Raw genomic sequence first — 12,824 nt, forward strand, 5'->3', positions numbered from 1 at the left:
AGTCCTCAGCGGATCTTGCGGGCTGGCACGCCCGCATAAGTCGTTCCAGGGGGAACATCTACCGTGACGACCGCACCCGCGCCGATTGTCGCGTCGTCGCCAACCGTGACACCCGGGAGTATATTCGCTCCAGCGCCGATGAAAACCCGCAATCCGAGCCGCACATTGCCAGCCAGCGTTGCGCCTGGAGCAACATGACAGTGGCTCCGAACCACGCATTCATGATCTACTACCGCACCATGGTTGACGATGACGCCTTCGCCGATGGTCGCCGCGGGTGCAATGACGGCTCGAGCGGCAACGAACGTACCGTCTGCAATGCCAACGTCTCGGGCGATTGTCGCGCTCGGATGAATGACGGTCGAGGGCAATCCACCGCGCGCCTTCAGGGCTTCGAACATTCTGGCCCGGACGTCGTTGCGGCCGATCGAAACATGAAAGCGCTGCGCGGTCCTGTTTACGGTCGGATCGAACCGCTCCACCGTCAAACCCTGAAACCTCTTGCCTATCCGGTTGTCGGATTCGTCCGCTACGCAGACGTCAATCTGCGGTTCGCACGACTGTAGCGCATCGAGAACCACCATGCCGTGGCCACCCGCGCCGAGCAGAAGATAACGTTCAATAGACATTGGTTTTCGCCGAAGAAGCGCCGGCAAGATCGATCCCGGCTAGAAGATTGATAATGCGTTCGCCGGCTCGGCCATCGCCATAGACGTTCGTCCCGTCGAACCGCGATGATGAGAGCGCGGCCTCGATCGCACGATCGAGGTCGTCGCGATCGGCAGAGCAGTCGAAGACGTTCAAATTGCGTTGACGCAAATTCTGTCGTGATCCGACGTTAACGACCGGCGTTCCAAAACTAGCGGCCTCGATGATGCCAGCACTTGAATTACCGGCCATCAGATTCGCCGCGGCCAACCACGACAGGAACTCTTCTCTAGGCAAATTGGTTGCAAGATGAATTTCACCCGCGGCGGCGCGCTCTTCCAGCATCCGCCTCACGCCCGCACTTCCTGCATCCGAATTTGGCCTGAGCGCGATGATCTGAAAGCCCCTGGCCAGCATCGCATCGACGACGCTATTCGCATATTCCTCGGACGACGCAGTCTCCTGCAGCACCGGGTGGTAGACGAAGAGGCCGACCAAGCCGTGCGGATCGAACCCGATCCGCCGGCAGAGGTCCTCGCGCCTGGCCAGCGAGACATTGGCGACATCGTCAAGTCCAGGCGCACCAACGACAGAAATGCGATCGGGCGCCTCGCCCATGCGGACCAGCCGCTCCCTGCTTTCGTCGGTCGCTACGAAATGGAAATGGGCTAGCTTCGAAATTGAGTGTCGTACCGGCTCGTCAACAGTGCCAGACCGCTCGCCGCCATGAATATGGGCGACTGGAATGTTGAGATGTATCGCGGCCAGCGCGCCGGCCAGCATTTCTCCGCGGTCGCCCAGCACGAGAACCACGTCCGGGTGGATCACCTGAAGCGCACTAACGAACCCGATAAGCATACGTCCTATGTTGCTAGCCATCAGTGCGCCGGATGGTGGGCCCTCCTCGACGGCAACCCGCGCTGAGATCGGCAGGCCCGCCTCCTCGACATGCCTAACGGTGAAGCCATATTCCACCATCAGGTGCATTCCGGTAACGACAAGGGAGAGTTCAAAGGCGTCTGATCTGTGAATACGTTGCAGGGTCGACTGCATCAGGCCAAAATCCGCGCGGGTGCCGGTGATGTAGCACACTTTGCGGGGTCTCATGCGAGGTCCGACCAGACGAGCGTCTCGCCTGCCGCGATGGCGCGCGCTGTCTTCCTTCCAATGACTTTGTCGAGATTGATTGGTGGGATCCCGGTCCCAGGGCGCATCAGGGCGACGTCTTCTCGGACAATTGGGGCGCCCGCATCGATCGCGCGAACGGCGGTAACGCTCCGGCGCACCAGATCACGTACCGGCAATTCGGAGGCGGTTGGAGCCTTGGTAGCAGACCCCAGGGCTTGCTCGACGTCGCGGATTTGTCGCACCAACGCTGCAAGTTGATCAGGCTCGAGGGAGGCCTTGTGGTCGGGTCCTGGCAGCCCGGAATTCAGCGTGAAATGTTTTTCGATGACTCTCGCCCCCAGCGCAACCGCGCCGGTCGAGACCGCAAGGCCAAGAGTGTGATCAGAGTAGCCGACCGGCAGGCCGGTGGCTCGGGCCAGGGTGTTCATGGCCCGCAGATTAACGTCGGTGCAAGCGGTCGGATAGTTCGAGGTGCAATGGAGGATGGTCACGACGTCCCCCAGCGGCTCGGTAAAACCGTGGCTCTCTCGCGCCAAGCGAATGATTTCAACGGCGGCGACGACTTCATCAAGCGCGGCCATCCCCGTTGAAACGATCAAGGGAACCCCCTTAGAAGCCATGTGCCGGAGCAACGGTGGATTAGTGATTTCGCCGGAAGGGACTTTGATACGCTTGATGCCGAGAGCGACCAAGAAGTCGAGAGATTGGTCATCGAATGCCGTCGACATGAACTCGATGCCGAGGTCGGCGCAGCGTGCGAACAGGCGCCGGTGCAGACTTTCCGACATCTCGAGCGCCTTGAGCATGCCGTGCTGGTCACCGTCGCCGGTCGCCTGTTTCTGATACTCGGCCTTTTCGGCGCCCTTGCGCGTCAGCTTGTCGGCGGAAAAGGTCTGGAACTTGACCGCATCGGCGCCGCTTTTGGCGGCGGCTTCGACCAGCTCCACGGCCATTTTCTCGTCGCCGTTATGATTGACGCCGGCCTCGGCGATGATGAAGGTCTTCATGGCGATTTGCCGTAATGCTTTGCCAGGGCCTCGGCGGCGACCCAGTCTGCCTCGGTATCGATATCGACCGCCTCGCAAGGCTGGTCGCAGAGCACCCCGACCGTGCGGGGAGGGAAAAATCCCCCGTGCGCTTCTAGCACAGTCGAGCGGATCAGGTACATGTTGCCGGCGACATAGACCACCGGCGGTAGGTCCTGCGACCGCAAGGTGATTTGCTTTCCATCGGCGAAGGGTCGCAGTTTGCCGCCCTGCTCCCAATGGAAGGCATGATTCGGATGCGGATGGGCCGGCGCGACACCGATCACGGCATCGGCGTCGCCGCCATCGACATGGGCGAAAGCCTCGGTCCAGCGTGACGGCTCGCGGACCGGCGAGGTCGGCTGCAGCAACGCGACCACATCGAAGCTGCTTCCGATTCGCTGCTCCCGGGCCAGGATGTCGAGCACGACCGCCGCGGAGGTTGCCGTGTCGGAGGCAAGGGCCGCCGGCCGCAGGTATGGCACATCGACGCCTTCGGCCCGGCTCGCGTCAGCGATCTCTTCGGAATCGGTCGAGACGACAACCTTGTCGAACCGCTGCTGCCGTTGGGCAAAGCGGATCGACCAGGCAATAAGCGGCACGCCGAGAAAGCGTTTCGTGTTCTTGCCGGGCAAGCGCTTCGAACCACCGCGCGCCGGAATGATAGCCAGCGTCTTCAAGGGCGAACCACGCTATTGCGAGAGGAATTCTTTCAGCATTCGCAACCCGACCGTGCCGCTACGCTCGGGATGAAATTGGGTCGCGGTGACGTTGTCGCGTTTGACCATCGCGCTGATCCGGTGACCGCCATAGTCGCAATCGGCAAGCCGGTCATCGTCGTTCGCGGGCTGAGCGGCGAACGAATGTACGAAATAGACCGCAGGGCCTTCCGTTCCGAAGGGCTCAAGCAGGGTTTTTTCCCAGCTGCGGCCGGCCTGCGGCTCGATTAGATGATTCCAGCCGATATGTGGTACGCGCTGCGGGACGCCATCGGTATTGGTGTTGGGAATCATCCGCACGCGTCCAGGCAGAACGCCGAGGCCCGGCGTCTCGCCGAACTCCTCACTGGCCTCGAACAGGATCTGCATGCCGACACAGATGCCGAGCATCGGACGGCCGGACCTGACGAATTGATGGATGGCTTCGCCGTGGCCGAGACGGTTGACCGCACGCATGCATTCGGAGAAGGCCCCGACCCCGGGAACCACGAGCCGCTCGGCGGCCACGGCATCCTTGGGATCTTCGGTAACATGGACGTCGGCGCCCGCGTGCTCCAGCGCGCGGGCAACGTTCAGCATGTTGCACATGCCGTAGTCGAGTAATGTGATCTTCGTGGCCATTAAACCTGCCTGACAGCCAATCCGGCCTTCAACGCGGCAGCCCGGATGTCCCCCAATTGCACACGCTTATAGTGCAAGGTGTCGGCCATAGAAATCCCGTCGGGCCGGGCCGATTCGGCCACTTTCAGGAAGTCCTCGATGCTGCCCATGCCGCCGCTGGCGATCACGGGAACGGTCGCCAGCCTGCTGACCTGGCTGATCAAATCGATGTCGAATCCCTTTCGGGTGCCTTCCCTGTCAACCGAGGTCAACAGAATCTCGCCGGCCCCCATTTCCACGCCGCGCTGGACCCATTGCAGGACATCCAGCCCGGTCCGTTCCCGGCCATTGTCGGTGTAGGCCTCCCACTTGCCCGGGGCGACCTGCTTGGCCTCAATCGACAAAACCATGGCCTGGGAGCCGAAATGGCGCGCAACTTCGCCAATGAGCTCCGGACGGGCGATGGCCGCCGTGTTGATGGCGACCTTGTCGGCCCCCGACCTCAGGATGTGCCGGGCATCATCGACCGAGCGAATCCCGCCTCCGACGGTTATGGGAATAAAGACCTGATCGGCGGCGCGCCGGATGATGTCGCTCAGATTGTTCCGCCCGTACAGGCTGGCGACGATGTCCATGTAGACCAGTTCGTCGGCGCCGGCGCGGTAATAGTCGAGCGCGAACTCCTGCGGGTCTCCCATCACGCGCAAGCCCTCGAGCTGGACGCCCTTGATGAGGTTTTTCCCCTTGATGTCCAGCCGAGGAATGATTCTGAGGTTGCTCACGTCGGATTACCCGCCAGATCCGGACCTATTCTTCCCACACCGCATGACGCAATTGCCAGTTGTTGCCGACCCATTTCCACAGATTGGGGGAACGGAAACTGTCGGCAAGGCGGGCAAAATACTGTTCGGTCATGATCGGGCTCTCGAACATCTTGCTCGCCTCCGGGAACTCCTTTTCGGGGATGCTTAGATAGCGGAAGATCTCCTCAGCAAAGCGTGATGGATATTCGTGATCGAAACGCTTCACCAGTGCGACGCCCTCCTCGCGGTCGATGTCGCCAGATCGAATCTCCTGCGAGGCGTCGTAGCTCGCGCGGCCGATGCCGAACTTCACCCCGGTGGTGTAATAGTGGAAGTCATCGATGCGATCATCGATGCTGTTGTACTTGCTGTAGGTGCCCGGCGTTCGCTCCGGGGAAGCCTGGAAACCGCCGTGCTCGACGGCGTAATAGTAACAGCTCTGCGGATGCCACTTCAGATAATAGCCGAGATAATGCACCTCGACCTTCTGCCGCTCGATCTCGTTGGGATCGGCGGGCAGATAGGGCAGCAAGTCCTGGTGCTCGACCCCGAACTGGTTTTTCAGGTCGGCAATCGAAACCCCGCCGAGATAGATTTTCGACTGGTCGTCGGAGGTGAAATAGGACCAGTCGCGCTTGGCGGAATCGGTATCGCCGATCGGATTGCCGTACTCGGCTTCGTTCTCGCCGTAGATCACCAGCGGTATCTTGTGCAGCAGCGCCATCTTGGGCGCCAGCGATTTCTGTCCGAACATGAAGGCCTGGAACGGATGGAACAAGAGATCGACCGCCAACCGCGTCAGCAGCCGGTGCACGCGGCCGTTGGGCGTCATCAGCATGTTGTCGTGGCCGGCGTGAATCCAGCTCTGGAAGTTCTTCCAGCCCCAGTCGGTATAGATATGCGGCGCCCAGGTGACCGTGAGCGGGTGCATGCCGTATTTGGTGCGCAGAATGTGGGAGGCGTAAAAGCTGTCCTTGCCTCCCGATCCCGGCAGGATGCAATCATACTTGCCGTCGCGGCTGCGGTGCTGGTCGAGCAGATCGCGCAGCTGGCGCTCGCGTTCATCCCAATCGATGGTCGCATTCTTCTTCTCGGCAAAGCGGCAGGCGTCGCAGATGCCCTCGGCGTCAAAAAAGATGGTCTTCTTCTGGGTTTCCTTGGTGTGGGCGTACTCGACCGCCGAATTCGGGCGCTGGTTGGAAATAACACAACGCTTGCAGAACACGACTTTCTTTGGGAGGCCGAAGCGGGTGGTCAGATTGGTCGCGTCCGGCGCAAAGAGCGACTTGTCGATGTCTTGGGGGGCCTGAATCTTTTCCATGCGGGAAACCTCTAACTCGCCAGCGTCGTGACCGTCTGTCCGCAGCCAACGACCAGGCCGGCCGCAAGCTCGATCAGATTTCGGGATTGAGCCGCTTCTTAAGCTATCGGAGGCGGAAAAACCAATGATTATTGCACAGCAAAATAGCCGATTTTGCTCAATGATCTAGGGCTTTAGGCGGCCTTTCGGTCGGCCGGCGGCAGAAAGCCGGGTGCCCTGTACGGCCGACAGTGCCACCCCAGATTCAGGCGCGAGACGCCCCGGTCACCCGCCGATAGACCTCCAGGAGCTTGGCCGCGTTCTTGACGGCCTGGAAATTGGATACGGCCATCTGGTAGGCCGCCTCGCCCATCCGCGCCGCCAGCGCCCGGTCGGACGCAACCGCGGCGATGGCATCCGCCAATGCTTGAGCATCATGCGGTGGAACCGCCAAGCCGGTCACGCCGTGGACCAACGTGTCCGCCAGCGGCTTCCTGACCGCCGCGATGCTGGGAACCCGCAGAAAGGCGGCCTCGAAGATCGGGCGACCCGGCGCATCGTAGTGCGACGGAAAACATAGAACGTCCATGCAGGCATAGGCCTGCGCAATATTCGCCATAAAGCCGACCATGTGCACGCGGTCAGCCAATCCATGCTCCTCGATTTTGGACTTGACCTCGGTCCCTACGTCCTGTCCGATTCCAAGTCGGTTCAGAATACGGGCCTTCAGCGTGTTGGAGCCGCTCGCATCACCGCCGACGATGACGAACTCGACATTGAGGCCGCGATCCCGCGTCAGGCGCGCGGCCTCGATCAGTTCGAAAATGCCTTTTACACGCAACAGATTGCCGACGAACCCAACCTTGAACGAGTCCGGTTTCAGCTTGAGCTGGTCTGCAAGCGTGGCAGCCGACTTCTCGGGAGCGTCCAGCGACAGCGAATTGTGAATGACATCGACCGGCAGATCCGGCGGCAGGCTGGCCCGCACGTTTTCATCGATGGCAATGACGGCGCTCGCCCGATCCCGCAACATCCGGGAGATCCAGCGAGTTCGGCGGGATTCGCGGTCATCCCTGACCACCGAACGCACGTGCACGACGACCGGCACCTTGAACAGCCGGCTGGCAAACAGCCACGGCAGCAAGCCGGTGATCTCGTTGATGTGAATCAGATCGACGGACTTCCATTGACGGCGGGCCCGCAGAAGCCCTGCGATTGTCGACGGCACGAAAGCGATCTCACGAAGCAACACCAGCCAGCGCAGTCCGCGATAGTAGCCGTACCGCGTGTTGTCGAACTGGCTGATCCCGGCCGTCTCAATCATGTCCCCGAGCTTCGACAGAAAGGCATGAACGCTGCCGCGCGGCGCGACGAATACTGGTTCAACGGCGCCCGTCGGCAACGCGCGCACGACCTCATAAAGGCTGCGGCAACCGCCGGCAAAGGCGCCCGTCATGTGAATATAGAGAACCCTCATGACTCGTTTTTCGCCATCGCCATCCCGCGCGCAGACGACCCGCGACAGGCGGCCCGATCAGCGTACCGTTTCGCAAACCCGAGCCTGTTCTGGAGGTCTTTCACGTTATCCGATCAATCGCCGCGACGAATTCACCAGCCGCTTGGCGAACGCAAACACGTCGCGGTTGTTTTTATAGTCCAGGAAGGTCTTGCGCGGCAGCGCCATGATCGCTTCGAACTGCTGCGCATCCAGATTGAGCTTCTTGATGACATATTGACGATCTTCCTCCAGAAGATCGGCGGGATAAACCGGCGCCTTCATGGCCTCGACCGCGTCGGGCCGCGTCATCTGGCCGGACAGGACGAGATTCGAATAGTGCGCCTTGCGCTTGTCGATATCGAATTTGCGCGGCAGCAAATAAGCCTGATAAAACCGCGTGTAGATCGATTCATAGTGCTTGCCGCCGTAATAGACCCAACCGAGCTCATTCTGCAGAATGTTCATCGCCTGGTTCTTGTTGTAGTCGATGAAATTGAGAACCGAGACCATGCGGATACGGCGGAGAAAGACGTAGTAGAACAGATCCAGCAAGGAGAAATGCGGATAGGTCGAAAGCCTCGCCGAACCAAAACGGCGGTGAACATCCTTCACATAGGACCAGTCGAAATATCCATAGCCCCATTTCTCCGGCAGGATCGCCTCCGATATCACGTTGGTGCCGGTGATGATATGCCTGAGCCCGTGTTTCGCGGCGATCCGGTACAGCAGCGCGAAAATCGCATGGTCCGTCGGCACCTCGCCGTCGGGCGTCGACGCCTTCAGAAATGAAATCTGCAAATTCTGAAACTCTTCCCAGTCGATGACATGGGTATAAAGATCGATGCCGAGCTTGTTGAGCGTCTTCTCGATATTGGCAACGGCAAGTTCGGAATTCCAGCCGTTGTCGAGATGGACCGCCAGGGGGCGCAATCCCAGGTTCTTGACCACCCACGCCACATAGGTGCTATCGACCCCGCCACTGACCCCGATGACGCAGTCATAGCGCTTTCCCTCGCCCGCCCGTTTCACTTCGGCAACCAGTTGCGCGAGACGCTCCTGGCGCTGTGCCGGCGGGATGATCCGCTGACGGGCGACCTCCTCGTAGCGGTGACAATGATTACAGACCCCCGCCGCATCGAAAGAGATGTCCGGATCGGTCGTATCCATGATGCATCTCGTGCAGACTGTCACACTCTCGGTCCCTCTTGAACACATCGCCGGATTTTCATGGCGGCTCGCCCTGATTAAAGCAAATCCGGTCGTTGGAGAAATACTGATTTTCGGCCTGCCTGCCGCAGACCGGACTGATCGTACGCAAGTCCTGCGCGGGTCCGTTTCAACCGAGGACCGCTGACAGTTCGGCATGGGAGGGATAGGTGATGAGCACGGCGCGGTGGGGGCCGTGAAACACGAACATCGCTCCCGCGGCGACCGCCGCGGCGCCTCCCTGTTTCGACGCCACGCCGAAATCGGCGATCGTGCCCGCGCCGCCGGAGGCAATCACGGGAATGCCGACCGCCGAAGCGACCTTCGACACCAGTTCGATGTCGTAACCTTTCATGGTCCCGTCGCGATCGATCGCGGTGAGGAGAATTTCACCGGCGCCAAGCTCCGCCATCATCCGGGCGTAGACCACCGGCTCGTGCCCCGTAGACCTGGTGCCGCTGTCGCCATAGACCTCGTAACGGCCCAGCAGCTTGCGTTTGACATCCATCGATACCACGATCGCCTGGCTGCCGAATTCATTGGCCGCCGCGCGCACGAATTGCGGATCGGCCAGCGCAGCGGCATTGACGACGATTTTCTCGACACCGAGCCCCAGTATCCTGCGCACCTGCTCGATAGTCGTTATTCCGCCGCCATAGGCGACCGGCATAAAACATTCGCTGGCGATGCTTTCGATGGTGCTGAATGCGGGCCCGCTGCCGGTGCGCGAGGCCGCAATATCGAGCAGCACGAGTTCGTCGACTTCCTTTTCGTTAAATATCCGGATCGCATTGATGGGATCACCAACGTAGACCGGATTCTTGAACGCGGTCGTCTTCACGAGGCCGGCGCCACGCAGCAGCAGCGCGGGAATGACGCGGGTCTTCAGCATCGCTCTACAAAATTCCTGAGGAACGCCATTCCGAAGCGGTGGCTCTTTTCCGGATGAAACTGCGCGCCGAACAAATTGCCGCGCTCGAATGCCGCCGTGAATGTACCTGACCCATAGGACACCCCGAGCAGGACGTCTTCCGCCACCTTGCACTTCACGTGATACGAATGGGCAAAATAGAACCGCGCATGGGCGGGGAAATTCGCGGTGAGCGCGGAAGCCTTGGCCGGAATAACTTCGTTCCAGCCCATATGCGGGACCTTGAGACCGGGATCTCCGTTCTGATCGAACCGGACGGCTTCGGCCTCGATCCAGCCGAGACCGGAGAGCGCCCCCTCCTCGCTGCTCCGCGCCATCAATTGCATCCCGAGGCAGACCCCGAGGGTCGGAACCCTGTCGACCAACGCCTTTTGATTCAGCACCGGGATCATGCCGGATTCCCGCAATTTGCCCATGCCTGCATCGAACGAACCCACTCCGGGCACGATGATCTTGCTGGCCCCGTCAAGGTCATCCGGCGATGACGCAATCCTGGAGGCTGCACCAATCTTCTTGAGCATGTTTTGCATCGATCCCAGGTTGCTGGTCCCATAATCGACGATCGTAATCACTTGATCTTCCCCATGTTGCCGCATTCGGCAAGAAGCGCCCGGATGTTCTCGATGTGGCCTCGACGGAAATATTGGTCCGAAACACGATTTGATACCGTGGGCCAGGCGCGGTTCTCGATCAACGTGGCCAACGCAGAGGGATTATCCACCAAGGCGGCGTCGTTGCGTCTCACAAGGTCGAGCACCAGTTCGTGTCCGGGCAACGCCAGAACCCCGGTCGGCGTGCCGATCCCAAGCGCCTCGTAATGGCACGCCGAGGAGACACTCAGATGTAGATCGGACATGGCGATCATCTCGAACGTATCCGGCCTGGAATTGCCCGGCCACAGCTTTACCCGGTCATCTCCGGAAAATCTGCTCTCATAGTGGCTTGTACCGATCTCATAGCCCGGATGCAGCCGGATATTGAATTGCAGGGGGCCCGGACAGAGTTTGAGGAACGCCGCTACGAAATCAGCCAATTGCTCCACGCCAGTTCCCTGTGATGTCAGGGTCACCACGGGCCGGTCCGGATCGGTCGAGAACTGACGCTGACGCAGCGCCCGGGCGGACTCGATCCACGAGGCGCCGACCTCGCGAATCCGGCCGAGCCGGCCCAGCGCCGAGTCCTTCAATAGGTCGCCCCACCACGAACCATAGACCGTCAGGAAATCCGGCAGCAGCATCGCACCTTGATCGAATTCGAGCGCCGCAGCGGGAAGTGAATCTGGATGGTTTTCGCTGAAGATGCCGTGCTGCATTTCGACAAAGGGAATGCCGAGCGCGCGCGCCGCCAGAAACAGCGCAAACTGTCCGGAGTTCGGGATCATGACGCAACCAGGCCGGAGCCGCCGCAGAACGATGCGATAGAGCCAGCTGCGCCAGATCAGGACGCTGTATTTGCGGCGAATTCGTTCTGCCGTAAATTCAGGCAGGTCGAGATCGTTGATGATGGTTTGTGACAGCTTCTGGAAAACATCAACATGGCCGCGCACCCCGAAGATGCGCCCTAGAACGGCGCTCAGCGCCACCACCGAGGTGTCGTTGAAGACCGGCTGACGAACTGCGCCCCTGGCATGTTGCTCAAAGCCGGGCGCATCGACATACAGCATCTTTCCGCCACCACCGATCCCGTCGATGATTGGATCAAAGTAGATGTCGCGCCATCCACGTCCATCGAATGTGCGCAGGGCCGAACTCATGGTGGCGCCGAGATATTGGATGCCGCGCGGCGCGACGATTAATTGTCTGACGGCGGAAAACATGCTCGCCAGTATTTCGCGCCTGGAAGCCATCGGGCGCGACAGCCCGAGATTTTGCATGGTGAAGGAAATCTCGAAGCGGAGAATCCGCCACAGCGATATCCCACCGATCGTCAGTTCGAACACCCGGTGACGCTGCTCAAACTCCTCCAGAACAGCGGTGACTTCAGCTTCCGACCGGGGTGACGGGAATGACGCCATTCATCTCAGGCCAAAGATATCCGAAACCAGCTTCATGGAGTGCCAGGAATCCCCAATGGTAGCCAGGTTGGCCGGCTGGCCGCGCGTCGCCGCTATCGCCTGCACGGCCTGATAACGCAATCCCGGCTTGTAGGCGGTATCGTCGGCATCGATCTCCCGCGTGGTAACGGCCCGGCTACCCCGCAGCTGGACGGACACCCGCTCAAGCGGTCGCAGCTCGATGCGTTGCTCCGGCGTGTTGACGGTGACGATCCAGGGGCCGGGACCATCCCAGATCCCCTCATAGAGCCCGACGTCGCCGCTGCTGAAGTTGATTTTCGCCAAAACCAGTCCGGGCCGTCCCGGCTTCCAGGGCACGATCGGCTCGACGCTCGCGACTTCGCCGCGGCCAAGAACGCGGAAGTAATCAATCAGGTGGATCGAGTTCGCGAACATGTAGTTCCGCGCCACAAGTTCCGGCTGCTTGTTCACCAGCATGGCGGATTGCTGATCTTGCTGATCGATGACCTTGATGAATCGCTCCGACGAGCTGCCCTTGAGCATCTCGAGCGCCTGCCGCGTACTGGAATAGGCCCTGCGATTGAAGGCCACGAATGCCCGACGTCCGCTGCGGTCGGCCGCGTCCCGGATCCGCGTGGCATCGGCAAGATCGTAGCCGGCGGGCTTCTCGAGCAGAACGGTCCATGGATGTTCGAAACAGGCGGCCGCGACGTCCGCCATCGAGAGTTCGATGACCGTCACGACGACCAGATCTGCCTGCGTCCTGCTGTAGAGATCGGAAACGGAATCGTAGACCTTGGTGCCGTGAACGGCTGCAAGCTTCTCGGCGCGTTCGCGGGTACGGCTGTAGATACCGGCAATGGTCACGTCGGGCAGACCGGCGAAGGCCCGCATGTGCTCTTCGGCCATATAGCCCGCGCCGACGAAGGCGACTTTCAATCCTGAAGCCAAA

13 protein-coding genes are annotated in these 12,824 nt (G+C 60.6%); all 13 read right to left on the bottom strand.

The window, feature by feature from the left end; translation table 11 throughout:
* Positions 1-5: 5 nt before the first annotated feature.
* Positions 6-629, bottom strand: a complete 624-nt coding sequence (locus tag ML401_RS24115) for an acetyltransferase (protein ID WP_285807141.1) — start codon at positions 627-629, stop codon at positions 6-8.
* Positions 619-1,755: a UDP-N-acetylglucosamine 2-epimerase gene (neuC, locus tag ML401_RS24120; RefSeq protein ID WP_376717292.1), complete on the bottom strand. Its 1,137-nt coding sequence runs from the start codon at positions 1,753-1,755 to the stop codon at positions 619-621. The genes ML401_RS24115 and neuC overlap by 11 nt, the downstream gene beginning before the upstream one ends.
* A complete protein-coding gene (gene neuB / locus ML401_RS24125; protein ID WP_285807143.1) occupies positions 1,752-2,783 on the bottom strand; it encodes an N-acetylneuraminate synthase in 1,032 nt (343 codons plus the stop codon). The genes neuC and neuB overlap by 4 nt, the downstream gene beginning before the upstream one ends.
* A complete protein-coding gene (locus ML401_RS24130) occupies positions 2,780-3,481 on the bottom strand; it encodes a cytidylyltransferase domain-containing protein (RefSeq protein WP_285807144.1) in 702 nt (233 codons plus the stop codon). The genes neuB and ML401_RS24130 overlap by 4 nt, the downstream gene beginning before the upstream one ends.
* A 12-nt stretch (positions 3,482-3,493) precedes the next feature.
* Positions 3,494-4,141, bottom strand: coding sequence for an imidazole glycerol phosphate synthase subunit HisH (gene hisH, locus ML401_RS24135; protein WP_285807145.1), 648 nt, complete (start codon positions 4,139-4,141; stop codon positions 3,494-3,496).
* Positions 4,141-4,902, bottom strand: a complete 762-nt coding sequence (gene hisF, locus ML401_RS24140; protein ID WP_285807146.1) for an imidazole glycerol phosphate synthase subunit HisF — start codon at positions 4,900-4,902, stop codon at positions 4,141-4,143. The genes hisH (ML401_RS24135) and hisF overlap by 1 nt, the downstream gene beginning before the upstream one ends.
* A 25-nt stretch (positions 4,903-4,927) precedes the next feature.
* Entirely contained in the window at positions 4,928-6,244 is a 1,317-nt protein-coding gene (locus tag ML401_RS24145) for an N-acetyl sugar amidotransferase (RefSeq protein ID WP_285807147.1), read from the bottom strand.
* Positions 6,245-6,488: 244 nt separating this feature from the next.
* A complete protein-coding gene (locus ML401_RS24150) occupies positions 6,489-7,700 on the bottom strand; it encodes a glycosyltransferase family 4 protein (RefSeq protein ID WP_285807148.1) in 1,212 nt (403 codons plus the stop codon).
* 105 nt (positions 7,701-7,805) lie between these two features.
* Entirely contained in the window at positions 7,806-8,888 is a 1,083-nt protein-coding gene (locus ML401_RS24155) for an N-acetyl sugar amidotransferase (protein ID WP_376717293.1), read from the bottom strand.
* A gap of 169 nt (positions 8,889-9,057) precedes the next feature.
* Positions 9,058-9,768, bottom strand: coding sequence for an AglZ/HisF2 family acetamidino modification protein (locus ML401_RS24160; protein ID WP_376717294.1), 711 nt, complete (start codon positions 9,766-9,768; stop codon positions 9,058-9,060).
* Positions 9,769-9,812: 44 nt separating this feature from the next.
* Positions 9,813-10,430 carry an imidazole glycerol phosphate synthase subunit HisH gene (gene hisH / locus ML401_RS24165; protein ID WP_285807150.1) on the bottom strand — a complete coding sequence of 206 codons (618 nt, stop codon included), beginning with the start codon at positions 10,428-10,430 and terminating at the stop codon, positions 9,813-9,815.
* Positions 10,427-11,872: a hypothetical protein gene (locus tag ML401_RS24170; RefSeq protein WP_285807151.1), complete on the bottom strand. Its 1,446-nt coding sequence runs from the start codon at positions 11,870-11,872 to the stop codon at positions 10,427-10,429. Before ML401_RS24170 ends, hisH (ML401_RS24165) begins: the two co-directional genes overlap by 4 nt.
* On the bottom strand, positions 11,873-12,823 hold the full coding sequence (locus ML401_RS24175) for a Gfo/Idh/MocA family protein (RefSeq protein ID WP_285807152.1): 951 nt from the start codon (positions 12,821-12,823) through the stop codon (positions 11,873-11,875).
* Position 12,824: the final 1 nt, after the last annotated feature.

The organism is Bradyrhizobium sp. 62B, assembly GCF_030272265.2.
Lineage (GTDB): Bacteria > Pseudomonadota > Alphaproteobacteria > Rhizobiales > Xanthobacteraceae > Bradyrhizobium.